General features: G+C 74.2%; 24 protein-coding genes and 1 pseudogene. 11 read left to right on the top strand and 14 right to left on the bottom strand.

Features of this window, described 5'->3' with window-relative positions; genetic code table 11:
* Positions 1 to 93: 93 nt before the first annotated feature.
* The 3 genes from G6W55_RS07265 to G6W55_RS07255 all read right to left on the bottom strand — a co-directional run bounded on the left by G6W55_RS07265 (position 94) and on the right by G6W55_RS07255 (position 3,177).
* Positions 94 to 651, bottom strand: a complete 558-nt coding sequence (locus G6W55_RS07265; RefSeq protein WP_175519949.1) for a PadR family transcriptional regulator — start codon at positions 649 to 651, stop codon at positions 94 to 96.
* 22 nt (positions 652 to 673) lie between these two features.
* On the bottom strand, positions 674 to 2,689 hold the full coding sequence (locus tag G6W55_RS07260) for an NADPH-dependent 2,4-dienoyl-CoA reductase (protein ID WP_175519948.1): 2,016 nt from the start codon (positions 2,687 to 2,689) through the stop codon (positions 674 to 676).
* A 119-nt stretch (positions 2,690 to 2,808) separates the two neighbouring features.
* Positions 2,809 to 3,177 (bottom strand): hypothetical protein, encoded by a 369-nt coding sequence (locus tag G6W55_RS07255; protein ID WP_175519947.1) that lies wholly within the window; start codon positions 3,175 to 3,177, stop codon positions 2,809 to 2,811.
* Positions 3,178 to 3,437: 260 nt separating this feature from the next.
* On the opposite strand from G6W55_RS07255, the gene G6W55_RS07250 reads away from it, so the two are divergent.
* Together G6W55_RS07250 and G6W55_RS07245 are read left to right on the top strand one after the other, a co-directional pair.
* On the top strand, positions 3,438 to 5,516 hold the full coding sequence (locus G6W55_RS07250; RefSeq protein WP_175519946.1) for a SpoIIE family protein phosphatase: 2,079 nt from the start codon (positions 3,438 to 3,440) through the stop codon (positions 5,514 to 5,516).
* Between the two features lie 88 nt (positions 5,517 to 5,604).
* Positions 5,605 to 6,306 carry a hypothetical protein gene (locus G6W55_RS07245; RefSeq protein ID WP_175519945.1) on the top strand — a complete coding sequence of 234 codons (702 nt, stop codon included), beginning with the start codon at positions 5,605 to 5,607 and terminating at the stop codon, positions 6,304 to 6,306.
* Here G6W55_RS07245 and G6W55_RS07240 read toward each other — a convergent pair.
* Positions 6,299 to 7,138 (bottom strand): putative protein N(5)-glutamine methyltransferase, encoded by an 840-nt coding sequence (locus tag G6W55_RS07240; RefSeq protein ID WP_175519944.1) that lies wholly within the window; start codon positions 7,136 to 7,138, stop codon positions 6,299 to 6,301. The genes G6W55_RS07245 and G6W55_RS07240 overlap by 8 nt on opposite strands.
* A 213-nt stretch (positions 7,139 to 7,351) precedes the next feature.
* Here G6W55_RS07240 and G6W55_RS07235 point away from each other — a divergent pair, with 213 nt between their 5' ends.
* Positions 7,352 to 7,804, top strand: a complete 453-nt coding sequence (locus G6W55_RS07235; protein WP_175519943.1) for a MarR family winged helix-turn-helix transcriptional regulator — start codon at positions 7,352 to 7,354, stop codon at positions 7,802 to 7,804.
* 17 nt (positions 7,805 to 7,821) lie between these two features.
* Here G6W55_RS07235 and G6W55_RS07230 read toward each other — a convergent pair whose 3' ends face one another.
* The 3 genes from G6W55_RS07230 to G6W55_RS07220 all read right to left on the bottom strand — a co-directional run bounded on the left by G6W55_RS07230 (position 7,822) and on the right by G6W55_RS07220 (position 10,134).
* Entirely contained in the window at positions 7,822 to 8,379 is a 558-nt protein-coding gene (locus G6W55_RS07230) for a hypothetical protein (protein WP_175519942.1), read from the bottom strand.
* A 97-nt stretch (positions 8,380 to 8,476) separates the two neighbouring features.
* A complete protein-coding gene (locus G6W55_RS07225; RefSeq protein WP_175519941.1) occupies positions 8,477 to 9,205 on the bottom strand; it encodes a GNAT family N-acetyltransferase in 729 nt (242 codons plus the stop codon).
* Positions 9,202 to 10,134 carry an NADP-dependent oxidoreductase gene (locus G6W55_RS07220; RefSeq protein WP_175519940.1) on the bottom strand — a complete coding sequence of 311 codons (933 nt, stop codon included), beginning with the start codon at positions 10,132 to 10,134 and terminating at the stop codon, positions 9,202 to 9,204. Before G6W55_RS07220 ends, G6W55_RS07225 begins: the two co-directional genes overlap by 4 nt.
* 167 nt (positions 10,135 to 10,301) lie before the next feature.
* Here G6W55_RS07220 and G6W55_RS07215 point away from each other — a divergent pair, with 167 nt between their 5' ends.
* The 5 genes from G6W55_RS07215 to G6W55_RS07195 all read left to right on the top strand — a co-directional run bounded on the left by G6W55_RS07215 (position 10,302) and on the right by G6W55_RS07195 (position 14,692).
* The gene (locus G6W55_RS07215; RefSeq protein ID WP_175519939.1) at positions 10,302 to 10,907 is read left to right on the top strand and encodes a sulfite oxidase-like oxidoreductase; all 606 of its coding nucleotides are present in this window, start codon (positions 10,302 to 10,304) and stop codon (positions 10,905 to 10,907) included.
* On the top strand, positions 10,900 to 11,673 hold the full coding sequence (locus G6W55_RS07210) for a ferredoxin reductase (protein ID WP_175519938.1): 774 nt from the start codon (positions 10,900 to 10,902) through the stop codon (positions 11,671 to 11,673). Before G6W55_RS07215 ends, G6W55_RS07210 begins: the two co-directional genes overlap by 8 nt.
* A 111-nt stretch (positions 11,674 to 11,784) precedes the next feature.
* Entirely contained in the window at positions 11,785 to 12,372 is a 588-nt protein-coding gene (locus tag G6W55_RS07205) for a DUF3592 domain-containing protein (RefSeq protein WP_175519937.1), read from the top strand.
* 82 nt (positions 12,373 to 12,454) lie between these two features.
* Positions 12,455 to 13,423: an acetylxylan esterase gene (locus G6W55_RS07200; protein WP_175519936.1), complete on the top strand. Its 969-nt coding sequence runs from the start codon at positions 12,455 to 12,457 to the stop codon at positions 13,421 to 13,423.
* 102 nt (positions 13,424 to 13,525) lie between these two features.
* A complete protein-coding gene (locus tag G6W55_RS07195) occupies positions 13,526 to 14,692 on the top strand; it encodes a serine hydrolase (protein ID WP_175519935.1) in 1,167 nt (388 codons plus the stop codon).
* On the opposite strand, the gene G6W55_RS07190 is transcribed toward G6W55_RS07195, so the two are convergent.
* Positions 14,677 to 15,429: a class I SAM-dependent methyltransferase gene (locus G6W55_RS07190; protein WP_175519934.1), complete on the bottom strand. Its 753-nt coding sequence runs from the start codon at positions 15,427 to 15,429 to the stop codon at positions 14,677 to 14,679. The genes G6W55_RS07195 and G6W55_RS07190 overlap by 16 nt on opposite strands.
* A gap of 5 nt (positions 15,430 to 15,434) precedes the next feature.
* Positions 15,435 to 15,998, bottom strand: coding sequence for a PadR family transcriptional regulator (locus G6W55_RS07185; RefSeq protein WP_175519933.1), 564 nt, complete (start codon positions 15,996 to 15,998; stop codon positions 15,435 to 15,437).
* A 78-nt stretch (positions 15,999 to 16,076) separates the two neighbouring features.
* On the opposite strand from G6W55_RS07185, the gene G6W55_RS07180 reads away from it, so the two are divergent.
* Positions 16,077 to 16,481, top strand: coding sequence for a nuclear transport factor 2 family protein (locus G6W55_RS07180; protein WP_175519932.1), 405 nt, complete (start codon positions 16,077 to 16,079; stop codon positions 16,479 to 16,481).
* Between the two features lie 27 nt (positions 16,482 to 16,508).
* Here the strand turns inward: G6W55_RS07180 and G6W55_RS07175 are convergent, their stop codons facing one another.
* Together G6W55_RS07175 and G6W55_RS07170 are read right to left on the bottom strand one after the other, a co-directional pair.
* Positions 16,509 to 17,393, bottom strand: coding sequence for a hypothetical protein (locus G6W55_RS07175; RefSeq protein ID WP_175519931.1), 885 nt, complete (start codon positions 17,391 to 17,393; stop codon positions 16,509 to 16,511).
* Positions 17,394 to 17,503: 110 nt separating this feature from the next.
* Positions 17,504 to 18,766 (bottom strand): cytochrome P450, encoded by a 1,263-nt coding sequence (locus tag G6W55_RS07170; RefSeq protein WP_309243651.1) that lies wholly within the window; start codon positions 18,764 to 18,766, stop codon positions 17,504 to 17,506.
* A 344-nt stretch (positions 18,767 to 19,110) separates the two neighbouring features.
* Between G6W55_RS07170 and rho the strand changes: the two genes are divergently transcribed.
* Both rho and G6W55_RS07160 read left to right on the top strand, forming a co-directional pair.
* Entirely contained in the window at positions 19,111 to 20,247 is a 1,137-nt protein-coding gene (rho, locus tag G6W55_RS07165) for a transcription termination factor Rho (protein WP_175519929.1), read from the top strand.
* Between the two features lie 64 nt (positions 20,248 to 20,311).
* A pseudogene (locus G6W55_RS07160) lies at positions 20,312 to 21,208 on the top strand (D-alanyl-D-alanine carboxypeptidase family protein); the annotation flags it as partial.
* Positions 21,209 to 21,291: 83 nt separating this feature from the next.
* Here the strand turns inward: G6W55_RS07160 and G6W55_RS39375 are convergent.
* The 3 genes from G6W55_RS39375 to G6W55_RS07145 form a co-directional block, all read right to left on the bottom strand.
* Positions 21,292 to 22,671, bottom strand: a complete 1,380-nt coding sequence (locus tag G6W55_RS39375) for a glycosyltransferase family 87 protein (protein WP_175519928.1) — start codon at positions 22,669 to 22,671, stop codon at positions 21,292 to 21,294.
* Positions 22,668 to 24,065: a polyprenol phosphomannose-dependent alpha 1,6 mannosyltransferase MptB gene (mptB, locus tag G6W55_RS07150; RefSeq protein ID WP_175519975.1), complete on the bottom strand. Its 1,398-nt coding sequence runs from the start codon at positions 24,063 to 24,065 to the stop codon at positions 22,668 to 22,670. The genes G6W55_RS39375 and mptB overlap by 4 nt, the downstream gene beginning before the upstream one ends.
* A 127-nt stretch (positions 24,066 to 24,192) precedes the next feature.
* Positions 24,193 to 25,512, bottom strand: coding sequence for a hypothetical protein (locus tag G6W55_RS07145; protein WP_175519927.1), 1,320 nt, complete (start codon positions 25,510 to 25,512; stop codon positions 24,193 to 24,195).
* Between the last annotated feature and the right edge of the window lie 40 nt (positions 25,513 to 25,552).

Raw genomic sequence — 25,552 nt, 5'->3', positions numbered from 1 at the left:
GTTGACAACCGACGACAACGCCGCTGGGGGTCCCCCCTCTGGGGGAGCGCGTGCCAGGGCCCGCGACCCCCGGCAAGATCCGAAAGAGAGGCCCTAGGAGGTCTGCGCCTCCGGGTCCGTCACCGTCGGCAGTTCCGCCACGGCCTCGGTGAGCCACTGGATCCAGAAGGTCTCCAGTTCGATGCCCGCGCGGAGGACCAGGTGCTGGATCCTGGCCTGCGCGCTGTCGTTCCCGGGCGGGAAGTCGCGCTTCTCGATCTCCTCGTACTCCGCCAACTGCCGCCGGTGCAGGTCGAGATGGCGGCGCAGATCGGCGTCGAGGCCGGCGGTGCCGACGACCGCGGCGGCCCGCAGCCGCAGCAGCAGGGCGTCCCGGAGCGGCTTGGGGTCCTGCGCCGCGGCCGTCCACCGCGCCAGTTCGGCGCGGCCCGCGGGCAGGACCTCGTAGCTCTTCTTCTGCCCGCGGCTCGGCTGTACGGACGGCAGCGCGCGGATGTGTCCCTCGGACTCCAGTCTTCCCAGCTCGCGATAGATCTGCTGGTGCGTCGCCGACCAGAAGTAGCCGATCGACTTGTCGAACCGGCGGGTCAGATCCAGCCCCGACGACGGCTTTTCGAGCAGGGCGGTGAGGATCGCGTGCGGGAGTGACATGGGGCAATCCTAGGGAGGGGTGCTACAGGGCCGCGGCGACCTCGGTGCCCTGCTGGATGGCGCGCTTGGCGTCCAGTTCGGCGGCCACGTCGGCGCCGCCGACCAGGTGGGCTTCGACGCCCGCGGCGCGCAGCTCGTCGTAGAGGTCGCGGCGGGGGTCCTGGCCGGTGCACAGGACGACGGTGTCGACCTCCAGGACCGTGCTCTCCTCGCCGACGGTGACATGGAGTCCGGCGTCGTCGATCCGGTCGTAGCGCACGCCCGGGACCATGGTGACGCCGCGGTGCTTGAGTTCGGTGCGGTGGATCCAGCCGGTGGTCTTGCCGAGGCCCGCGCCGACCTTGCTGGTCTTGCGCTGGAGCAGGTGGACGGTGCGCGGCGGGGCGGGGCGCTCGGGCGCGGCGAGGCCGCCGGGTCCCGTGTAGTCCGTGTCGACGCCCCACTGGCGGAAGTAGACGGCCGGCTCCTCGCTCGCCTTGTCGCCGCCGTCGGTGAGGAATTCGGCGACGTCGAAGCCGATGCCGCCGGCGCCGAGGATCGCGACCCGGTCGCCGACGGGCGCGCCGTCGCGCAGGACGTCGAGGTAGCCGACGACGCTCGGATGGTCGACGCCGGGGATGTCGGGGGTGCGCGGGCTGACGCCGGTGGCGACGACGACCTCGTCGAAGCCGGTCAAGTCGGCTGCCGTGACGGGGGTGTTGAGCCGTACGTCGACCCCGTGCGCGTCGAGCTGGTGGCGGAAGTAGCGCAGTGTCTCGTCGAACTCCTGCTTGCCCGGCACCTTTCGGGCCACGTTGAGCTGGCCGCCGATCTCGCTCGCGGCGTCGAACAGCGTGACCCGGTGGCCGCGTTCGGCCGCCGACACCGCGCAGGCGAGTCCGGCGGGACCGGCGCCGACGACGGCCACGCTCTTGCGGAGCCGGGTCGGGGTGAGGACCAGTTCGGTCTCGTGGCAGGCGCGCGGGTTGACCAGGCAGGAGGTGATCTTCCCGCTGAAGGTGTGGTCCAGGCACGCCTGGTTGCAGCCGATGCAGGTGTTGATCGCCTCGGGGGTGCCGGCGGCTGCCTTGTTCACGAAGTCGGGGTCGGCCAGCATCGGACGGGCCATGGAGATCATGTCCGCGCAGCCGTCGGCGAGCAACTGCTCGGCGAGTTCGGGGGTGTTGATGCGGTTCGTCGTGACGAGCGGCACCGACACCGCGCCCATGAGTTTCTTCGTGACCCAGGTGTAGGCGCCGCGGGGCACGGAGGTGGCGATGGTGGGGATGCGCGCCTCGTGCCAGCCGATGCCGGTGTTGATGATGGTGGCGCCGGCCGCCTCGACGGCCTTGGCGAGGGTGACGACCTCGTCGAGGGTGGAGCCGCCGGGGACCAGGTCGAGCATGGACAGCCGGTAGACGATGATGAAGTCCTCGCCGACCACCTCGCGCACCCGGCGCACGATCTCCACGGGGAAGCGCATCCGGTTCTCGTAGGAGCCGCCCCAGCGGTCGGTGCGGTGGTTGGTGCCGGCCGCGATGAACTCGTTGATCAGATAGCCCTCGGAGCCCATGATCTCGACGCCGTCGTAGCCCGCCTGCCGGGCGAGGCGGGCGGCGCGCGCGTAGTCGTCGACGGTCCGCTCGACCTCGGCGTCGGTCAGCTCACGGGGCTGATAGGGGCTGATCGGGGCCTGGAGCGGGCTGGGGGCGACCAGGTCGGGGTGGTAGGCGTACCGGCCGAAGTGCAGGATCTGCATCGCGATGCGGCCGCCCTCGCGGTGCACGGCGTCGGTGACCTCGCGGTGCTGCTCGGCCTCGGCGTCGGTGGTGAGGCGGGCGCCGCCGGGGTAGGGGCGGCCCTCGTCGTTGGGGGCGATGCCGCCGGTGACGATCAGGCCCACTCCGCCGCGGGCGCGGGCGGCGTAGAACTCCGCCATGCGCGCGAAGCCGCGGTCGGCCTCCTCCAGGCCGACGTGCATCGAGCCCATCAGGACACGGTTGGGCAGCGTGGTGAAGCCCAGGTCGAGCGGGCTCAGCAGGTGCGGGTAACGGCTCATGGCGGCCTCCGGGCGCGGCGTCGGTCGCCTTAAGTTCTAGAGGACCGCACCCCGGTTATGCAACTAGTTGCACAATGGGAGGCCGGGACTGTGCCGCAGGTCACCGGGGCCCGGGTGCCTCACCTGCTCTCCAGCAGCACGTGCAGCTCACGTTCCTGGTCGCCGCTGGCCGAGGCCAGGTCACGGACGGTGAAGAGGGAGTCGAGCGTGGAGCGCAGCCGCTCGATCGCCCAGTAGCCGCCCTGCGCGTCGGCCTCCACGGACGACGACAGCCGCTCCGGCGGCGGGCAGGAGCGGGCGTCGGTGACCTCGAAGGTGCCGAGCCACACCATGGGCCGGGTCTCGTGCAACTGCTGGGGCACCTCCTCGGGCCCGCGGTCCGACTCGAAGCACGCGCTCAGCGCGTCGAACACGATCCGGGCGTCCTCCTTGCTGCATCCGCTGATCTCCAGGGAGACGGGCTCCTCGTGCAGGCGCTCACGGTTCATCGCGGTCGCTCCTCTCCGGTCGGTGGCGTGAAATCGCGGGTTCCCCGCGAACCGCGCCACATCCCCAGAAAAGCATCACCGTTCCCACGAGACCACTGTGGACCCCGGCTCCTTGAGGGGAACGGCGGCCGGCGTCGTACTGGAGGAGCATGGAGAAGGGTGTCCCGAGACGTGGGAGAAAAGGGTTCGACACGGTAGAACAGGGGGAGTCGGCACGGGGGACGACGTGCCGCGTGGAATGTGCGGAGGCGGTGCGTGGCATGAGTGCAGCCGGATCGTCGGCGGCCCGGGGCGGTGGCCCGTCCGGGCCCAGCGGGCTGCTGGACGTGCTGAAACTGGCCTCGGTGGTACTGGACACCGACGGCCGTATCGTGCTGTGGAGCCCCATGGCCGAGGAGCTGTTCGGCTACACGGCACAGGAGGCGCTGGGCCGGTACGCGGCCCGCGTGATGGTCGACGAGCGCCATGTCGAACTCGTCGTGAAGCTCTTCGCGGACGTCATGGAGACCGGCCAGAGCTGGGCGGGCGCCTTCCCGATCCGGCGCAAGGACGGCTCCACCGTGCTGGTCGAGTTCCGCAACATGCGGCTGGTCGACGACCAGGGCGAGGTCTTCGCCCTGGGCCTGGCCGCGGACCAGACGACCCTGCGCCGGCTGGAGCGGGACGTGGCGCTGTCCACCCGGATGGTCGCACAGTCCCCCATCGGTCTGGCCGTCCTCGACACCGACCTGCGGTACGTGACGGTCAACCCGGCGCTGGAGCGGATCAACGGCGTACCGGCCGAGGACCATCTGGGCCGCACGGTCTCCGAGGTGCTGCCCCACCTCGACGTCGCCGCCCTGGAGTCGGCGATGCACGACGTCCTGGACACCGGCACCCCGCTGGTCGACCAGTCGACGGTGGGCCGCACCCCGGCGGACCCGGACTCCGACCACGCCTGGTCGCTGTCGCTGTACCGGCTGGAGGACGCCCGCGGCAGGGTGCTGGGCGTCGCCCTGTCCGTCGTCGACATCACCGACCAGTACCGGGCGGGCGTCGAGGCGGAGGCGGCCCGGCGCCGGCTCGCCCTGATCGCGGACGCCTCGGCCCGCATCGGCACCACCCTGGACCTGGAGCGCACCGCCCGGGAGCTGGCCGACGTCGCCGTGCCCGAGCTGGCGGACGTCGCCGCCGTCGACCTCCTCGACGCGGTCGTGGCCGGCCGGCCCACCCACCTCGGCCCCGCCGAGTCGGCCGTCATCCGGGCCCTGGCGGTACGGGCGTACAACGCGCCCGACGCCCTGGGCGCCGCCGACCCGCCCGGACAGGTCGCCCAGTACGGTTCCGACCGGCTGGTCACCGAGTGCGTGCGCAACGGCCGGCCGGTGCTGGTCGCCGAGGTCAAGACCGACGACTTCGCGCGCATCGCCCGCTCCCCCGAGTCCGCCGAGGCGCTGGCCCGGGCCGGTGTGCACTCCTATCTGGCCGTACCGCTCATCGCCCGCGGCGAGGTCCTCGGCGCGCTCGACCTCAAGCGCATCCACCATCCGCTGCCCTTCGGCCGTGACGACGTGCTGCTCGCCCGGGAACTCGCGGCCCGCGCGGCCGTCCAGATCGACAACGCCCGCTGGTACCAGAACGCCCGCACCACCGCCCTCACCCTCCAGCGCAGTCTGCTGCCCAGCCATCCGCCGGTCACCGGCGGCCTGGAGGTCGCCTCCCGCTACCAGCCGGCCGGGGCCACCACCGAGGTCGGCGGCGACTGGTTCGATGTCATCGCGCTGGAGGACGGCAAGACCGCGCTCGTCGTCGGCGACGTGATGGGCAGCGGGATCGACGCCGCCGCCGCGATGGGCCGGCTGCGCACCGCGACGACCACCCTGGCCTCCCTCGACCTCGACCCGGCGGTGCTCCTGGAGCACCTCGACCGGATCACCCAGGGCCTGGACCACTCCATCGCCACCTGCGTCTACGTCGTCCACGACCCCCGGGTGGACCGGTGCCGGATCGCCAACGCCGGGCATCTGCCGCCGGTCAGGGTCCGCCCCGGGCACCCCCCTGAGCTGCTCGAACTGCCGACCGGGGCGCCGCTGGGCGTGGGCGGGGTGGCCTTCTCCACGACCGAGGTGGACTTCGCGCCCGGCGACCAGCTCGTGCTGTACACGGACGGCCTGGTGGAGACCCGGAGGCACTCCCTCGACGAGCGGCTGGACGCCCTGCTCGCCCTGCTCGACGACCCCGCGCGCCCGCTGGAGGAGGTCTGCGACCTGCTGCTGAGCGCGCTGCACCACCCCGACAACCACGACGACGTGGCCGTCCTGGTGGCGCGGGCCCTCGGCCTACCCGGCGGTACGACCTGATTCACAGGGATTTATTACCTGTTCCTTATCGGCGGGCCCGGACAATCACAGGGAGGAGTGGCAGCCGGCCGACGAAGGGTGAGCCGTCATGCAGGAGCAGCCGAACCGACCGGACGAGCGGCCCGAGGTGCTCTCGGGACCGGGTGACGACGCTCCCCGCCGGGTGTCGGCACGGGCCCGGACGGTGATCGCGGCCACCGCCGTCGCCGCGCTGGCCCTCGGCGGGACGGTCGCGTACGCGGCGACCTCGGGCGGCTCGCCGTCCCCGTCGCCCACCTCGTCGTCCTCGTCCGCGCCCTGGGGTCCCGGTGAGCGGGGCGGGCACGGCGGCCACGGCGGTCCCTGGGCGCGCTTCGGCGGCGACGCGGTGCACGGCGAGACGACCGTGAAGGACCCCGACAGCGGCGAGTGGGTCGTCCGGGTATGGCAGCGGGGCACCGTCGAGAAGACGGACGGCGACCGGGTGACCGTGAAGAGCGAGGACGGCACGTCGTGGACGTGGACCGTGGGCGAGGACACCCCGGTGCGGACCGACGGCTCGTCCGAGTCCGGGTCCGAGTCCGGGTCCGGTGCGCTGAAGAAGGGCGAGTCGGTGTTCGTGGCCGGCAGCCGCGACGGCGACACGTACACGGCGGACCGGGTGTTCGCGGGGGACCTGGGGAAGGCGGGCGAGCGGGACGGCCGGGGACCGCACGACGAGGGCCCCGGACGGGGACCGTGGGGCCGGGGCGACCGCTCCCCCGACCCCTCCGGCAGCTCCGGAGCCTCCGGCGGCGGGGCCGCTACCTGACCGCGAAGCCCGTCACCACATGCGCGAACAGTTCGTCGTCCACGGCCAGCAGGGGCGTCAGACCCGCGCGGGCGAACACCTCCACGGCGGCCGGAGCCTGACGTTCGCCGGTCTCCACGAGCAGGACCCCGCCGGGCGCGAGCCAGTCCGGGGCCCCGGCGGCGACCCGGCGCAGCACGTCCAGTCCGTCGCCGCCGCCGTCGAGCGCGGTGAGCGGCTCGTGGTCCCGGGCCTCGGCGGGCAGCAGGGGCACCTCGCCGGTGGGGACGTAGGGCACGTTGGCGGCCAGGATGCCGACCCGGCCGCGCAGCCCGGCCGGGAGCGCGTCGAACAGATCGCCCTGGTGGGCGTGTCCGCCGTGCGCGGCGAGATTGCGGCGGGCGCAGCGCACCGCGACCGGGTCGATGTCGGCCGCGTGCAGTTCGACCGGGCCGAGCGACGCGGCGAGGGCGGCGCCGACCGCCCCCGAGCCGCAGCACAGGTCGACCACGACGGACGCGTGCGGCGCGTGCGCGAGCGCCTGGTCGACGAGGAACTCGGTACGGCGGCGGGGGACGAACACCCCGGGTTCGACGGTGACGCGCACCCCGTGGAACTCGGCCCAGCCGACGACGAGTTCAAGCGGGAGCCCCTCGACGCGCCGCGCCACCATGGCGTCGCGTTCGGCGGGGGTGCGGGCGGTGGCGAGGATCAGGTCGGCCTCGTCCTCGGCGAAGACACACCCGGCGGCGCGCAGCGCGACGACGACGGCGTCACGGGACGCGAAGGAACCAGCAGAGGGATCAGGGGAATCGGCGGAGGAACCGGAGGGCGACGGAGAGCGGGATGGCATGGCGGGCCGAGGGCCTTTCGCACGATCGAAGGGCGCTCAAGTGGTCGCCTACGGACGGCGATCCGCGCCGTCGTGAGGGAAGAGCACCCGGTCTGACACAGCGGTGATGGGTCCCACCTCCTCGGCGCGCACGGCCGGGTACCTCCACGGCCGGGCGTCACCCTACCGCACCTCGCAGTTGTATTCTGCAACCAGGAACGTGAGGGAGGTCCCGTGGAAGCAGCCGAGGCCGTGGAGACCATCCAGCGGGAGATGACGAGTTTCGCCCGGCGGGCCCGAGCCTCGGCCGGGCGGCTGCACCCCGAGCTGTCCCTGGTGTCGTACACCCTGCTCGGGCATCTGGAGGAGAGCGGCGGCTGCCGGGCCACCGACCTCGCGGCGCACTACGCCCTGGACAAGTCGACGGTCAGCCGTCAGGTCGCCGCGCTGGAGCGCGTGGCGCTGATCGAACGCCGCGTCGACCCCGAGGACCAGCGGGTCCAGCTCCTGCACCTCACCGAGGCCGGCCGCCGCATCCTCGCCCAGGTCACGGAGAGCCGCCGAGCCGCCTTCCACGAACGCCTGGCGAACTGGCCTGCGGCGGACCTGGAACGGTTCGCGGAGTACCTGGTGCGATACAACGCGGGCGCCGTGACCCCGGCCGACCGGCCGACGACAGACCGCTGACACGCGCCGAACAGGCGCTACGGCAGCCCCGGGACCCCCAGCCCGCGGGCGGCCTGCGGGGAGAACGTCATCGGGCCCGTCCACCCCTGCCGGACCGCCACGATCTGGGACGGCAGCGGAGTCACCGGCGCCGCGCTCCCGCCGTGCGCCCAGTGGGCGTGCAGCGCCTCGGTCGCGGCGACGTCGGTGACGACGAGCGTGACCGGTGCCCCGCCGTCGCCCCAGGTGTTCCAGAGCGCCCAGCCCTCCGACCGCGGCTCCACGGCGAGGCGCGCGCACGCCTCGCCGTAGGACTCGTCCGTCCCCGCGGGCATGGCCGAGGGCCGCAGCAGCACCACCCCGACGAGCCGGACCGTCGGCCGGTCCTCCTCCTCGGGGAGGCAGCCGTCGCCGGGGAAGTGGTGGTGGCGCACGGCGCGGGCCAGGGCGTTGACCGCCCGGTGCAGGGCGGTCGCGCCGGTCGGGTCCGGGCCGTGGGTCAGCGTGCCCTCGGCCGCCGCGGCGGCGGTGACCGCCCGGGCGAGCCGTTCGAGCTCGCGCAGGTAGTCGGGTTCGGTGAGTTCGGGTCGCGGCACGCCGGGCAGTGTGGCACCCGCCCGGCGCGGCCCGACACCGAATTTCGCGCACCCCGAGGCAGTGCGCGGCACCGGAGTTACCCGGAGCCACCCGGAATTACGGCACCGCCACCGCCTCCCTCGGCTCGGCCTCCGGTTCCGGTACCCGGGCTGCCAGGAATGCCGTGCGGCGGCGGAGTCTGAAGCCCAGGGACTCGTAGAGGCGGATGGCGTTGGTGTTGGCGGCGCCGGTGTGCAGGAACGGGGTCTCGCCGCGTTCGCGGATGCCGTGGGCGACGGCGAGGATCAGCCGGGTCGCGAGGCCCTCGCCGCGGACGGCGGGGTCGGTGCAGACCGCGCTGATCTCGGTCCAGCCCGGCGGATGGAGCCGTTCGCCGGCCATGGCGACGAGCGCGCCCTCCCGGCGAATGCCCAGGTAGGTGCCGAGTTCGATGGTCCGGTTCTCGAAGGGGCCGGGCTGGGTGCGAGCCACCAGGTCGAGCATCTCGGGCACGTCGGCGGGGCCGAGCCGGATCGCCTCCGGGTCGGGTGCGGCGGCCAGTCCGTCGTCCACGAACTGGACGCCCTCGGCCCGGAAGGTGATCTCCCAGCCGTCCGGGATCTCCCCGCGGTAGCCGGGCAGCGGGACCTCCGAGCCTGGCCCGGCGAGCGCCGCGAGGTCGGCCCAGTCGTCGGCGTCCGGGTCGTCGGGCAGCGCCAGCCAGGGCGAGACGTCGACCGGGTAGCGCAGCACCCGGCCCCGGCGCTCGGCGAACCGGGCGTGCGGGCCGGTGAGGGAGGCGAGGGCGGGGTTGTCCAGGATGTGCCGGGACTCGGCGGCGCTCATATCGCGGTGCCGATCTCGAGGACGACCTTGCCGCGGGCGTGACCGCCCTCGACCGCGCGCAGCGCCTCGCCCGCCCGCTCCAGCGGGAAGGTGAGCGTGACGTGCGGGTCCAGGTCACCGGCGACGGCGAGGTCCGCGACGGCGCGCAGCACGACCGCGTCCCGGGCCCGGAGGACGCGCGCGCCGCCCAGCCGCTCGGCCTCCTCCGCCGGGGCGCCCGCGGTGATCAGCCGGGACCGGTCCGTGACCAGGTCGGCCGCCTCGCGCAGCACCTCCCCGCCGACCAGGTCGTACACCGCGTCGACGCCGTCGGGGGCCGCCGCGCGGACCCGGTCGGCCCAGCCGGGGCCGGACGCCACGTGTACGGCGCCGAGCGATTCGACGAGGTCCTTCTTGCCCTCGCTCGCCACGCCGACCACCCGGATCCCGAGGGCGCGGGCGATCTGCGCGACGGCCACGCCGACGCCGCCGCCCGCGCCGGTGAGCAGCAGCGTGGCATCCGCGGGCAGGGCGAGCTGGTGGACGCCGTCGTAGGCGGTGGCGGCGGCCACCGGGAGGGTCGCCGCGTCGGTGGCGGACAGCGCGTCGGGCCGGTGCGCGGTGATGCCCGCGGCGAGCAGGGCGTACTCGGCGTAGCCGCCGGCGACCGCGGTGCCGAAGACCTCGTCGCCGGGCGCGAACCCGGTGACGCCCTCGCCCGTCTCGACGACGACGCCGGACACCTCGTTGCCCAGCACGGCCGGGAACGTCCGCTCACCGCTCTCGCCGGGGCGCCGGTAGCCGGTGCGCTGCTTGAAGTCGACGGGGTTGACGCCCGCCGCGCGCACCGCGACGAGCACCTCGCCGGGGCCGGGACGGGGCCGGTCCAGTTCGACGAGCGCCTCGGTCTCCGGGCCGCCGTACCGGGTGAAGACGTACGCCTTGGGCATCTGTTTCCTCACTCTCCTCGCACTGCCGCCGGGCACGACCCCGGCACTGAGCGCCAAGGAGCGGCGCGAAACGGCTATTCCCGAGCGCGCGCAGAGTTCATACGTCCGCAACGATCGGGGCACTGACCAGGGACGGAGCACACAGGGCGACCCCGTACCGTGGAGACATGAACGTCACCCGAGACTTCACCGGACGTCCGCGCGTCCACAACCCGGGGCTGCCGCCGGGCCAGTACGACGCGGGCGACGACTGGCCCGTGCTGTCCGCCGAGGTCACCCCCGAACTGTCCCCCGCCGACTGGACCTTCCGGGTCGACGGACTGGTGGCCGAACCGCGGACCTGGGACTGGGACGAGGCGCACACCCTGCCGGAGTCCGCGTACGAGGGCGACATCCACTGTGTGACGAGCTGGTCGAAGTTCGGGGTGCGCTTCGCGGGCGTGTCGCTGGACGCGTTCCTGGCGGCGGTACGGCCCGACGCGGCCGCGACGCACGCGGTGGCGTACTCGCACACCGGGTACACCACGAACCTGCCGCTCGCGGACCTCACGGGCGGGCGGGCCTGGATCGCCTGGGAGTACGACGGCAAGCCGCTCCCGGCCGAGCACGGCGGGCCCGCCCGGCTGCTGGTGCCGCACCTGTACTTCTGGAAGAGCGCCAAGTGGATCGCGGGCCTGCGGCTGCTCGACCACGACGAGCCCGGCTTCTGGGAGCAGAACGGCTACCACGAGCGCGGCAACCCCTGGGAGGAGCAGAGGTACTCCGGTGACTGACACCTTCACTCCCCCGACCGCCTTCACTCCCCCGACCCGGTTCGCGGTGCCGGGCCGGATCGCCGTCAGCAACCGGGCCGCCGCGCTCTGGCAGACGGCGACGCTGACCGAGATCCGCCGGGAGACGCCCCGGGCGGCGACCTTCCGGTTCGCGGTCCCGGCCTGGGCGGGCCATCTGCCCGGCCAGCACCTGATGCTGCGGCTGACCGCGGACGACGGCTACACCGCCCAGCGGCACTACTCGATCGCCTCCGCGCCCGACGACACCGGGCACATCGAACTGACCCTGGACCATGTGGCGGGCGGAGAGGTCTCCGGCTGGTTCCACACGGTGGCGCGGCCCGGCGACCGGGTCGAGGTGCGCGGCCCCCTCAGCGGCTTCTTCGCCTGGCCCGGCGACCGGCCCGCCCTGCTGATCGGCGCCGGTTCCGGGGTCGTCCCGCTGATGTCGATGGTCCGCCACCACCGGTCGCGCGGTCTCGGCACCCCGCTCCGCCTCCTGGTCTCCGCGCGCACCCCCGAGAACCTGATCTACGCCCGGGAGTACGGCCCCGAGACGACCCCCGTCTTCACGCGCCAGGCTCCCGGGGGAACCCCGGTGGGCCGCCTGTCAGCGGCGCACCTCGCCCCGCTCCTGGCCGCCCGTCCGGCGGAGGGCTGGGAGGCGTACGTCTGCGGCTCCAACGCCTTCGCCGAGCACGCGTCCCGCCTCCTGGTGGCGGCGGGCCAGCCGGTGGAGCGCATCCGCATCGAACGCTTCGGCTGACGGGCCCGGGAGCCGGGCCGGTCCCCGCCCGCCGTTGCCCCGAATGGCGGCACCCCGCCATCGGGGGTACCACTTTCATGTGGCGACTCGCGTGACGGCGAGGAGGGCGACATGCGGATCCGGATGCGGGACCGGCGGTGGCGAAGGAATCCGCTGCGGCGCCGGTCGGACGTGGTGGAGGCGTGGACCGCGCTCGTCGTGGGCGTACTCCTGCTGGTGGCCGCGCCGCTGGCCGGGGCGGTGGCCGGCCGGTGGGTGCACGACGAGGCACGGGCGGCCGCGGCCGAGCAGCGGGCCGAACGGCACCGGGTGAGCGCCGAGGTCGTCGGCCGGGTGCCCGAGGCGCTGCCCACGGCGGACGGGGCCCGGGAGCAGATGTTCCGGGTGGACGTGCGCTGGGCGCCGCCGGGCGAGCCGGCCCGGACCACGACGGCACGGGTGCCGGCCGGTACGCGCCAGGGCGACCGGGTCGACGTGTGGTTCGACGACAAGGGACGCAGCGTTCCCCCGCCGGCGGACGGCACGGCCGTGTGGCAGCAGACGCTGACGATGGGGCTGGCCGCGACGGGCGGCGCGGTGGCCGTGGTGCTGCTGGGGCACGGAGTCGTACGCCGGGTGGCGATGCGGCACCGGCTCGCCGAATGGGACCGGGAGTGGACGCGCACCGAACCGGAGTGGACCCGGCGCCGGCCGGCCTGACGCCGGGCCGGGGGGTCTGGCGAGCGCTCGCGGGGTGCACGTACGGTGTGATCAATTCGCATGATGACAAAGGCGGTCCCGCATGGCCCTGTTCGACCTGACCCTCGAGGAACTGCACGAGTACCGCAGCGAGTCCGCGGAGCCCGAGGGGTTCGACGCGTTCTGGTCGAAGACCCTCCAGGAGGCGCGCGAGCACGACCTCGGCGCCCGGTTCGAGCCGGTCGACACGGGCCTGACGACGGTCGACGTGTACGACGTGACGTTCGCGGGCTACGGCGGCCACCCGGTGAAAGGCTGGCTGAAGGTGCCCGCCGGGGCGGCCGAACCGCTGCCGCTGGTCGTGGAGTTCATCGGGTACGGCGGGGGCCGCGGACTGCCGCACGAGAACCTGCTGTGGTCGGCCACGGGCCGCGCCCACTTCATCATGGACACCCGCGGCCAGGGCAGCGCCTGGGGCGGCGGCGGTGGCACCGCCGATCCGGTGGGCGGCGGTCCCGCGTACCCCGGTTTCATGACGCGCGGGCTCGACGCCCCCGAGAACTACTACTACCGGCGGGTGTTCACGGACGCGGTGCGCGCGGTGGAGGCGGCGCGTTCGCATCCGCTGACGGACGCGGACCGGACCGTGGCGCTCGGCGCGAGCCAGGGCGGCGGTATCGCGATCGCGGTGGGCGGTCTGGTGCCGGACCTGGCGGCGGTCGCGCCGGACGTGCCGTTCCTGTGCGACTTCCCGCGCGCGGCGACCCTGACGGACCGTCACCCGTACCGGGAGATCGGCCTGTTCCTGCGGACGCACCGCGGCCGCACCCAGGACGCCCTGCGCACGCTCTCCTACTTCGACGGCGTCCACTTCGCGGCCCGCGGCACGGCACCGGCGCTGTTCTCGGCGGCGCTGGAGGACCAGACGTGCCCGCCGTCGACCGTGTTCGCCGCGTTCAACGCGTGGGCGCGCGGGGACAAGGCGATCGAGGTGTACGACTTCAACGACCATGAGGGCGGCGGGCCTTACCAGGAGGCGGCCCGGATGCGCTGGCTGCGCGCGTACGCCTGACACGAGCGGCCACCCCGTTCCCGCCCCCGACCGCTTCCCGACCCCTTCCCTCCAGTCCGACCAGTCGGTATGTTCGGGGTTCCGGCGGATCACGGAGGGTCCATGTCCGAGCACGTGCCACAGGTCCACGGCCACTGCGACGCGCGTTTCGACGCGGTGCGCACCGCGTTCGAGGAGAACTTCCGGGACCGGGACGAACTGGGGGCGGCGGTGACCGTCACGGTCGACGGTGTCACCGTGGCCGATCTGTGGGCGGGCTGGGCGGACCCCGCGCGCACCCGCCCCTGGGAGCGGGACACCCTGGTCAACGTGTGGTCGACCACCAAGGGCCCGACGGCCCTGTGCGCGCACATCCTGGCCGACCGCGGCCTGCTCGACCTCGACGCCCCGGTGGCCGCCTACTGGCCCGAGTTCGCGGCGGCGGGCAAGGAGAACGTGCTCGTGCGGCATCTGCTGTCGCACCGCGCCGGACTGGCCGGCCTGCGCGAGCCGCACTCGCTGGAGCAGCTCTACGACTGGGACCTGACGACCGCGCGGCTCGCCGCCATGGAGCCGTGGTGGGAGCCGGGCACCCGCTCCGGCTATCACGCGCTCACCTACGGCTTCCTGGTCGGCGAGGTGGTCCGGCGGGTGTCGGGGCTGCTGCCGGGCGCCTTCCTGGAGCGGGAGGTGACCGGGCCGCTGGGCATCGACTTCACGATCGGTCTGCCGGAGAAGGAGGCCGGGCGGGCCGCCGAGCTGGTGCATCCGCGGGCCGCCGACGCGAGTGAACAGGCCAAGGTCTTCGCCCAGTTGGCGCCCGCCGCGATCGCCGCCCTGGCCAATCCGGCGGCCGGTGCCGCCGAGGCGTGCACCCCGGCGTGGCGGGCCGCGGAGATCCCGGCGGCCAACGGGCACGGCACGGCCCGCGCGGTCGCCGCGCTGTACGGCGTCCTGGCCGGCCGGGGCTCCTTCGGCGGCCGGCGTGTGCTGTCCGCCGAGGCGGCCGAGCGGGTGCGCGAGGGGCAGGGCGCCTGCCGGGACCTGGTGCTGGGCGCCGGGTTCCCGCACGAGACGGAGATCGGCCTCGGCCTGTGGCTGAGCGGGCCGAACGGCTCGTACGGGCCGAATCCGCGGGCGATCGGGCACGACGGGTTCGGCGGTTCGTGCGGCCTCGCCGACCCGGACGCCGGGGTCTCGCTCGGGTACGTGATGAACCGTATGGGCCCCCACATCGCCGACGACCCGCGCAAGACGGCGCTGGTGGGCGCCCTCTACAGCGTGCTGTGAGGGCGGCGCGCCTCGACCAGGCGGGCCCGGGGGCTGCCGTCGTGCCGGGTGCCGAACTCGGGCAGCGGGCGCAGTTCCACGCGGAAGCCGGCCCGCTCCAGTTCGCGCCGTACCTCGCCGAGCCGGAAGGCGCGGTAGTACATCACGAACGGCGGCCGCCACAGGGCGTTGCGCACCCGCATCGCGGTGTCGAAGCCGAGGAGCATCCAGTAGACCGGGGAGACCGGGCGCGGCGGGGCGACGACCGGGAAGGCGAAGGTGCCGCCGGGCCGCAGCGCCGTGTGCACCTGGGCGAACAGGGCGGGCAGTTCGCGGGGCAGGAAGTGGCCGAAGGCGCCGAAGCTGACGACGAGGTCGAAGGCGGCGGTGAACGGCAGGGCGCGGGCGTCGGCGCGGACCCAGGACACGCGGGGGCCCTCGGCGTCCTCGCCGGCGTGGCCGCGGCCGCGCGCCCTGGCCCGGTCGAGCATGCCGGCGCTGAAGTCGACGCCGGTGGCGCGGCGCCGGCACACCGCGGTCAGCACGTCCAGGCCCGCGCCGGTGCCGCAGCACAGGTCGAGGCCGTCGTCGTAGGGGCCGGAGGCGAGCAGGGCGGCGGTGACCGCGTCCAGGACGGAGTCCGGGGTGCGGAACGGCGTGTGGTCGAACTTCGGGGCCAGCAGGTCGTAGCCGCGCTCGACGGACGACAGGGCCTGGACGGCGAGTTCGCGCAGGGTGGGGCCTTCGGGGCTGAACATCGGTCTCAGCCTACGGTGGTCCGCCGCTCCAGCAGGACCAGGGCTCGCTCGCACCAGCGCAGGTTCTGCTCCTCGAAGGCGATGCCGGCCATCAGGGTGAGGTAGGGGCCGACGCGCTCGGCCTCGCGCAGATACGTCTCCTCGTCGCGGTCCCCGACGAGCCGTTCGCGGACCCGTTCGTAGCGGGCGAGCTTGCCCCGCGCCCAGCTCATCCGCTCCTCGATCAGCTCGCGGGTGACGGCGGGGTCGGTGCCGTCCATCGCCTGGATCTTGATGAGGAGTTCGTCGCGGATGGCGGTGGGCCGGCGCGGCGGGGTCGCGGCGAAGCCGCCCAGGTCCGCCCGGCCGGCCTCGGTGAGGGTGAACATCCGCTTGTTGGGCCGGCGTTCCTGCTGGACGACGCGTGCCTCGATCAGTCCGTCCTGGGCGAGCCGCTCCAGTTCGCGGTAGAGCTGCTGCGGGGTCGCGGGCCAGAAGTTGGCGAGCGAGACGTCGAAGAGCTTGGACAGCTCGTAGCCCGATGCCTCGCCCTCCAGGAGGGCGGCGAGGACGGCGTACTTGAGGGACATGTGGACACCGTAACAGCCGATGATTATTGTCATCCACACTTACTCAACAAATTGACTATGAGATGATGAGGTGATCCGATGCGCGCGTTCCGTGAGGCGGTCGAGGCCGGCGATCTCGACGCCGTGGAAGCCCTGCTGGCCGAGGACGTGGTCTTCACCAGCCCGGCCGTGTTCAAGCCGTACGCGGGCCGGCCGATCACCGCGGCGATCCTGCGCACGGTCTCGGAGGTCTTCGAGGACTTCCGCTACGAGCGTGAGCTGTCCGGCGGCGAGGACCGCGACCACGCGCTGGTGTTCCGGGCGCGGGTGGGCGAGCGCGAGCTGAGCGGCTGCGACTTCATCCATCTGAACGAGCACGGCCTGATCGACGAACTGACGGTGATGGTACGGCCGTTGTCGGGTCTCCAGGCGCTGGCGGCGGCGATGGGCGCGCGTTTCGACGCGATCGCGCGGGAGGCGGAGGCGCGGTCGGCCGACCGCTGAGACACTCCGCCCGCCCGCGGACCGGGGTCAGTCCTTGAGGTCTTCGAGCGTGGTCCGGGTGTCGGTCTTCAGCCAGTCGATGACCTCGTCCAGCTCCGGCGGATCCTTGTCGTCGTCGTAGGAGGACAGGTAGGAGCTGTAGCCCATCGTGTACGTCACCCAGCCGTCCCGGACGGCGAGGGTGGCGTAACGCGAGCCGCTGTCGGTGCCGTTGGTGGTGTCCTCGCTGACGATGTACGCCTCGTCGCCGATCCCGGTGACGGTGTCGACGTCGTAACCGTCGTGACTGTCGTCGTAGTTCTTCCACTGGGCCGTGAACTCCGGCCCCGGGTCGGTCTTCTTGTGCAGGTCGAGCTGGACGGAGAGATAGGCGTCGGCGTAGCTGGAGCCGGTCTTCTTCAGGCTGATGCTGCAATAGCCCTGGTCGAGGGCGGTGTCCTCAAGCGTGTTGTCGGTCGGGGTGCCGTCCCGCTCCGGGTACTCGTCCTTGAACGACGAGTAGTCCGCGCTGGTGCACAGGTTGGCCGGCGCCTTGTAGCCGCGCAGGTCCGGGTCGTCCCCGGCGCCGCCGATCACGAAGACACCGGCCGCCCAGGCGGCGGAGGCGACCACGGCACCGAGGGCGGCCCACAGGACGGCCCGGCCCGCACCGCCGCCGCTGCCACCGGTGGGCGGGACGCCGACCACGGGGTAGGGGCCCGGCTGGGCGTACGGGTTGACCTGCTGGGCCGGCACACCGACCAGGGTGGGCTGCGCGTAGATCGGCGCCTGGCCCGACTGCGGCGCGGGCGGAAAGCCTGCCGGGCCGCCGGGCGCGGGCGACTGCGGGTTCGGATACGGGTAGGCGCTCGGCGGGGCGGGCGCCTCGGACGGCTGCTCGGGTTGCTGCGGAGGCTGAGGCGGCGTGGACATGACGTGACGATAAGGCAGAGAGGGAGGTCAAGTCCCATGAGGTCACGGATCGTTACGCTCCGGGGACATCCGTCATAAACATGGGAAAGACCGGGCTTTGCGGCCCCTTCCTACGGCTCCTTCGGCGCGGGAGCGCCGGGGCGGACCGGCAGGGCGTGGACGCTGTTGCCGACGAAGCTGGAGTGGCGGGGGAGTTCCGGTTCGGGGGTGGCGAGGTCGAGGCGGGGGAAGCGGGTGAACAGGCGCTCCAGGGCGACGGTGGCCTCCAGCCGGGCGAGCGGGGCGCCGAGGCAGTAGTGGGTGCCGTGGCCGAGGGAGAGGGTGCGGGCGGCGCCGGTCCTGGCCGGGCGGGTGACGTCGAAGCGGTCGGCGTCGGGGCCGTGGGCGGCCGGGTCGCGGCCCGCGGCGGAGTAGCCGGCCAGGACGGGGGTGCCCCGGGGGATGAGCGTGCCGTCGAGCGTGAGGTCGCGCACCGGGTAGCGGAACGGGAAGTAGCTGACGGGCGCGTCCCAGCGCAGGGTCTCCTCGACCACGTCCGCCCAGTTCGCCTCGCCCTTGCGCACGAGCGCGAGCTGGTCGCGGTGGCCGCACAGGGCGCGCACGGCGTTGGTGATGAGGTTGAGGGTGGTCTCGTGCCCGGCGATGATCATGAGCAGCAGGGTGCCGACGAGTTCCTGCGGGGCGAGCCGGTCGCCGTCCTCGTCGCGTGCGGCGATCAGGGCGCTGGTGAGGTCGTCGCCGGGGTGCGCGGTCTTCGCGGCGGCGATCTCGCCGAGCAGCGCGACGAGTTCGCGGTTGGCGGCGACGACCTGCTCGGGTCCTATGTCGGTGGCGACGACCTGGTTGGAGAGGTGGTGCAGCCGGTCGCGGTATCCGGCGTCCACGCCCAGGAGTTCACCGATCACGCCCATCGGCAGGGGCAGCGCGAAGTGCCGGCGCAGATCGGCGGTCCCGCCCCCGTCCTCGGCGGCCCGTTCCAGGCCGTCCAGCAGCGCGTCCGTCAACTCCTCGACGCGCGGCCGGAGTTCCTCGACCCGGCGGACGGTGAACGCGCGGCTGACGAGCGAGCGCAGTCTGCGGTGGTCGTCGCCGTCGGCGGTCGTCATGCCCGGTACGGTCGCGAAGGTCAGCAGCGGCCATCCCTCGGCGATCCGACCCTCGCCCAGGGCGGTGAAGTGGCGTGCGTTCTTGGCGACTTCGGGGTGGGAGAGGAACTCCTTGAGGGCGTCGTGGCCGAGGACGGCCATCCCCTCGATGTCCCCGGGCAGCAGCACGGGGGCGACGGAACCCCTTGCGAGCAGCCGCGCGTTGGCGGCGTGCGGGCAGCCGCCCGCCGGGTCGAGACGATGAGGCGTGCCGGTCCGGTCGTCCACCGATGACTCCTTGAGGGCGGGGAAAGGGCGCCGTACGGAGTGCGATTCTGCCCGTTCGCCGCACCGGCACGACAGGGCCGGGCGAACCCGTGTGCTACAGTGCATTCAGCACTCGTGTACGTCCCCTGTCTGGACGCCGGTGCACTTCCTCTCCGGTCCGCCCGGTCACCCGCCGCATTCCCCGGCCGGTACGGCGACCGTCCCGCACCACCTCTCCCCCGCGACACCCGCGATGGCCGACGTGGTGTTCCCGCCGCCCGAGGCGCGCCCCGCGCCCTCCCTCCGCGGCCGTATCCCCCTCTCCGTATGTCTCATGCCCTCCGTCCGCGAAAGGACCGGCCACCATGACCACCACCACACTCGAACACCCTCCCGTACGACAGACCCCCGCCCGGGCCGTCTCCGGTGTCCTCGACATCGACGCGAGCGGAAAGGGGCATCTGCGCGCCCCGGACCTGCTGCCCACGCCCGGCGACCTCCAGGTCCCGGCCGCGCTGATCCGCCGTCACGGACTGCGCAAGGGCGACCTGGTCGACGGGGTGCGCGGCACCCAGCGGGCCCTCACCGAGGTCGCCCGCGTCGAGGGCCGGGCGCCCGACGCCGGACGCCGCCGTTTCCACGACCTCACCCCCCTGCACCCGCACCACCGGCTGCGTCTGGAGCATCCGGGCGCCGGGCTCGCGGGCCGGCTGGTCGACCTGATCGCACCGGTCGGCAAGGGCCAGCGCGGGCTGATCGTGGCGCCGCCCAAGACCGGCAAGACCGTCCTGCTCCAGCAGCTCGCCGCCGCCGTCGCCGGGAACCACCCCGAGGCCCGGCTGATGGTCCTGCTCCTCGACGAACGCCCCGAGGAGGTCACCGACATGCGGCGCTCGGTGCGCGGCGAGGTGTACGCCTCGACCTTCGACCGGGCGCCCCGGCAGCACATCGCCCTCGCCGAACTCGTCGTCGAGCGCGCCAAGCGGCTCGTCGAGGCCGGGGAGGACGTCGTGATCCTGCTCGACTCGCTGACCCGGCTGTGCCGGGCGCACAACAACGCGGCCGCCGCCGGGGGCCGCACCCTCAGCGGCGGTGTCGACGCGAGCGCGCTGATCGGGCCCAAGCGGTTCTTCGGGGCCGCGCGGGCGGCCGAGGAGGGCGGTTCGCTGACCGTTCTCGCCACCGCGCTGGTCGACACCGGCTCGCGCGCCGACGACTTCTACTTCGAGGAGCTGAAGAGCACCGGCAACATGGAGCTGCGGCTCGACCGTGAACCGGCCTCCCGGCGGGTCTTCCCGGCCGTCGACGTCACCGGTTCCGGCACCCGCCGCGAGGAGCTGCTCCTCTCCCCCGCCGAGTCGGCCGCCGTGCGCGGACTGCGCCGCGCCCTCGCGCCCCGGGACGGCCGCAGCGGGCTGGAGGCGCTCCTCGAACGGCTGCGCGAGACGCCGGACAACGCGACCTTCCTGCGGCGGGTGCAGCCGACCCTGCCGGTCGGCTGACCGCCCGCCCCCACGGCCCCCGCGGCCGGGATCGGCGTGCGGCATCCGGGTGCTCGGCCGCGGCATGCGGCACGGGCAGCACGGGGAAGACCCGGTTCATTTCTACGTTGATCATATGAAAATCGGCTTCTCTTCCCGCACCGCTGTGTCGGCCTGTGCCCTCTGCGCGGCCGGTGTCCTGACGCTGGGCCCCGCCGCGGCGGCCCTCCCGGCCGGGACGGACCCCGGAGCGCCCGGCGGCCCCGGCGAGCCGCGCGTGAGCGCCCCCCGGCCCGCCCTGCTCTACCGGCCCGGCACCCAGGTCCGGCCGCACCGGGGAGCGCCCGAGGTCCCGGACGTCTCCGCACGGTCCTGGCTGGTGGCCGACGCCCGCACCGGTGACGTCCTCGCCGCGTCGGACGCCCACCGCAGACTCCCGCCCGCCAGCACCCTCAAGACCCTGTTCGCCCTCACCGTGCTGCCGGCCCTGCCCGGCGGCCTCCGGCACCGGGTGACCGAGGAGGAGCTGAGCGGCATCGGCGCCGGCAGCAGCCTCGTCGGTGTCGTCGAGGGGCAGACCTACCGGGTCTCCGACCTGTGGCGCGGGGTGTTCCTGAACTCCGGCAACGACGCCGTGCACGTCCTGGCCGCCCTCAACGGCGGCTGGCGTACGACGGCCGCGCGGATGCAGGCCAAGGCGCGGGCGCTGGGCGCGCTGGACACCCATGTGCGCTCCCCCGACGGGTACGACACACCCGGCCAGGTGTCCTCGGCGTACGACCTCGCCGTGTTCGGCCGGGCCGGACTGCGCAACGCCGACTTCGCCCGGTACTGCGCCACGGTCGACGCGCAGTTCCCCGCGGGCGACGGGCGGTCGTACGGGATCCTCAACACCAACCGGCTGCTGACCGGGGCGGACGGCGTCGAACCGTATCCGGGGCTCATCGGGATCAAGAACGGCTACACCACCGAGGCCGGCAACACCCTGGTGAGCGCCGCCCGGCAGGGCGGGCGCACCCTCGTGGTGACGGTGATGAACCCGCGCTCGGGCGGCGGACACGCCGTCTACGAGGAGGCGCGCGCGTTGCTGGACTGGGGGTTCGCGGCAGCCGGGCGGGTCGATCCGGTGGGCTCGCTGGACGCGCTGCGCTCCCGGCCCAGGCCGGGACCCGACGTGCCGCCGGCCGCCGCCGCGGCGGGCCCCGCGGCCGCCGAGGTGTCCGCGCCGGCCCTGCGGCCGCCCGGCTGGCCCGCGGCGCTCGCCGTCGCGGGGGCCGCCGCGCTGGGCGCCGCCATGACGGCCTTCGCGCTGCGGCTGATCGTGCGCCGCCCGGAGGGTTCCTGACCGGCCGGCAGCCACAGCAGCAGCCCCAGCGTGATCCAGGTGTAGGTGTTCGAGCCGAGGAAGCCGTCCACGCCGGAGGCGTCGTCGAACCAGAGCCACACCACGCTGGTGCACAGCACCCCGTACAGGGCACCCGCCACGCGCGGGTGCCCGGCGCGGGGCAGCAGCGCGAGGGACGGCAGCAGCCACACCAGGTGGTGCACCCAGGTGACGGGGCTGACCAGACACGCCGTCAGGCCGGTGAGCGCGAAGGCCGCCGGCCAGTTCCCGGCGGCCGCCGCCCGCCGCGCCCGGCGCGCCCACACGGCGAGCACCAGCACGGCGAGCAGCGCCCACACCGCCCGGCTCTCCACGCCGAGCCGGGCCAGGACGCCCTGGAGCGACTGGTTGGAGACGTAGTCGAGGCGGCCCACCCGGCTCGTGTCCCACAGCGCGCGGGTCCAGTAGAAGCGTGAGGCGTCGGGCGCGATCAGCGCGGCGGCCGCCGTCGCCGCCAGGGCCACGCCCGTGGCGACGGCGGCCGCGCGGCGGCGCCCGGCCACGAACAGCAGGGCGATGAACAGCGCCGGGGTGAGCTTGACCGCCGCCGCCAGCCCGATCCCGATCCCGGCCAGGCGCTCCCGGCCGGTCGCGAGCAGCAGACAGTCGGCCAGGACCAGCGCGAGCAGGACCAGATTCACCTGGCCGAAGCTGAAGGTGTCCCGCAGCGGTTCGAACAGCGCGAGGGCGCAGGCGGTGAGGGCGGCGCCGTACCAGCCGTAGCGGCGCAGGACCGGTCCGGCCAGGATGCGCACGACCGCGGCGAGGGCCGCCAGGTTGAGCAGCAGCGCGGCCATGATCGCGGTGCGCAGGCCGACGAGTGCCATGGGCAGCATCGCGACGGCCGCGAACGGCGGGTAGGTGAACCCGTAGGGGGTGCCGGGCACCCGGTAGTCGTAGACGCGGCCGCCGTGGTGGATCCAGTGGTCGATCGTGCCGTGGTAGACGCGCAGGTCGAACCAGTCGCGCAGGAGCGGCACGGTCGCGGTGAAGTCGGTCACGGCGCCGGCGAGCAGGCACAGCAGCAGCAGTCGGCCGCGGTCCGTGGCGGGTGCCCTCATGCCGTACGTCCGGGGGTGCCGGGGGCGTGGGCGGCGAGCCGGGCCTGCCACAGGACGACCACGGCGAGCGCGCCGCCGCAGACCGCGAGGAGCAGCCGTCCGGCGTCGGCCGGGTCGCCGTCGGGCAGGACGACGAGGGCGAGGACGGCGGCCACGGCGGCCGTCCGGGGCCGGACCGCCGTGCTGGGGGCCGCGGCGGCGATGAGGAACAGCCCCCACAGCGCGTACCAGGGGCGGATCGCGGGGCCGAACGCGGCGACGACGGCCAGGCTGAGCCCCAGCGCGTACACGGGCCTCGGCCGCAGCCGCCACCATATGGCGACCAGGGCGACGCCGACGACGGCGAGCCCGAGGGCGTGCCAGGCGGGGACGGCGAGCGGCGCCAGATCGCTGCCCGCGTGTTCGAGGAGGGCGCCGGTGGCGCGGCCGAGCAGGCTGGTGAGGGCCCAGTTCTGCGCGGAGACCGGGGTGTCGAGGGCGGCGGTCCAGCCGTAGCCGGTGCCCGCGACGGCGGTCGCGGCGACCGTGGTGGCCGCGCAGACCGCGCCGGTCGTCAGGACGGCGGGCAACGGGCGCCGTCCCGCGCGCAGTTGGAGCACCACGACCGCGGCGAGGCCGAGCGCGGCCGGCACCTTGACCAGGGCGGCGAGGGTGACCAGCACGGTGGCCGGCACCGGGTGGCGGCCCAGCGCGGCGACCAGGCCGACGCCGAGCAGGCCCAGCATGACGGCGTCGTTGTGGGCGCCGGCCACCAGATGCAGCAGGACCAGCGGGTTGAGGGCACCGAGCCACAGCGCGGCGGCGGGGTCGGCGCCGCTGTGCCGGGCCAGCCGGGGCAGCGCGGCCGCCATCAGCGCCACCCCGCACAGGGCGACCAGCCGCATCCCGAGGAGTCCGGCGGGCAGTTCGCCGTGGGTCAGCCCGGACAGGGCGGCGGCGACGGCGAGGAAGACGGGCCCGTAGGGGGCGCCGGTGTGCCGCCACAGCGGGGCGACCTCGTCGGCGAGCGGGCCGCCGAGCCGGGCCGGGCCGTGGGCGTAGACGTCGATGTGCGCGTCGACCATGGCGCCCTGCGCGAGATAGCTGTAGACGTCCCGGCTGAACAGCGGCGGCGCGATCAGCAGCGGGGCCGCCCAGACGGCGAGGACGAGCATCAGCGCCCGTGGGGTGGGCGGTTCGGCGCCGCGCACCGGGCGGCCGAGCAGGACCCAGGCCGTGGTGAGCAGCACCAGCCCGAAGTAGACGCCGACCAGGCCCAGTACGGCGTGCGCCGAGGACGGGGCGAGGAGTTCACGGGCGGGCAGCGCGCCGGCCGTCCTGCCGCCCAGGGCGAGACAGGACGTACCGGCCAGACCGAGCACCTGGCAGCGGCGCAGACCGACGGGGAAAGCCATGACCGACACGCCGCCAGCGTGCCGCCGCCGGATGGCCGGGGAGCGACGTCCCGCCCGCCTCCCGGCGGCCTGCGCGTGGCCGCCGGGTGAGCGTGGCGGGACGGGCCGCGGGTGGGGCCCGGGTCGGTCAGAGGAACCGGGATCCGGTCACGGGTCCCGCGGAGGTGACGCGGGTCCGTTCTCCGCTCAGCCAGCCGTCGCGGACCGCCGCGACGAAGTCCGTGAGCCGTTCGACGGGGTCGGCCGGTGTCTCCCCGTCGCCCTCGTCCGGCGTGGGGTCGGCGGCCACGATGCCGGCGGCGATCTCCGCCTCGGGCCGCTCGTCGGGCTCGCCCTGCTCCACCCCGCCGTCGGCGGTCACGCGCAGGCCGGGCGCCCAGGGCGCGACGACCGACTGGTGCAGCAGGGTCACGCTGTCGGGGGTGACGGACGGGGTGTCGGTCCAGCAGCTCGCGTGCTCGTGGAGCACCTGGCCGGGGGTGCGGTGCAGCAGGTGCTTCAGCACCGTCGGCCCGTCCTCGGCGGCGAGCGTGTCGTTCAGGTCGTAGGCGAGGACGACGGTGTCGGGGCGCTCGGGGGCGAAGGGCAGGGCCGGCAGGCCGAGGACCTCGGCGGCGGCCAGGCCCAGGATGCGGCTGCCCCGGTCGGGGAGCAGGGAGACCGAGGCGGGCCGGGTCCCGGCGGCCTCCAGCACCGCCTTCAGCCGCAGCAGGCCGCGCAGACACTGCTCGGGGCTGTCCTGGATCCAGGCGTACCGCCCGGCCATGCCCGCGTCGAAGCCGTACGGGGAGAGGGTGCCCAGGATCGTGCCGCCGAGGACGAACTGCCAGCCGCGCAGGTCGGTGCCGTCCAGCGGGGTGACGGGCGCGGCGTGGTCGGCGCGGGCCAGGACGCGGTTCTGCCGGTCGCGGGCGGGCCGCCACATCGCGTCGTCCGGGTCCGGCAGCAGCGCGTGGTGACGGCGGGCGAGGTCCAGGTCGCCGGCGAGGACCGCGTTGAAGACGAGCAGATAGCGGTCGGGCCAGGCGGCGAGGCGGTCCTCGTGCGCGGACAGCACGTCGACCGCCTCGCGGTGGCGCTCCTCGTCCTCGTACGCCGACACCAGCTCGCGCAGCGCGGCGGTGGAGTCCGGCGCCAGGCGCAGGGCCTCGCGCAGGGCCGGTATCGCGAGATACGCGACGCCGCGCTCCACGCACGCGTACCCGAAGTCGTAGAGCTGCTGCGGCTTCCCGGGGGACGCGGCCAGCGCGGTGCCGGCCTTCTCCAGGTCCTCGAACCCGGCCGCCGCCGCGGCCCGTCCGACGACCAGGGCGACCTCGGCGAGCGGCTCCGACTCGGCTGCGCCGCGCAACTGCCGCAGCGCGCCCGGCACATCACCCGAATCGAGCGACTCCCAGGCCGTGAGCAGGGCGGGGGACTTCGGACGGCGATTCCTGCGCGAGAACATGCGGAGGATCTTCGCCGGTCGGCCGCCGTGCCCTCAACGC

It is taken from the genome of Streptomyces sp. CAI-85, from assembly GCF_013363615.1.
In the GTDB taxonomy this organism is placed as follows: Bacteria; Actinomycetota; Actinomycetes; order Streptomycetales; family Streptomycetaceae; genus Streptomyces; species Streptomyces antibioticus_B.
The sequence above is the reverse complement of the archived record's forward strand: the minus strand, read 5'-3'. Positions and strand labels throughout refer to the sequence as shown.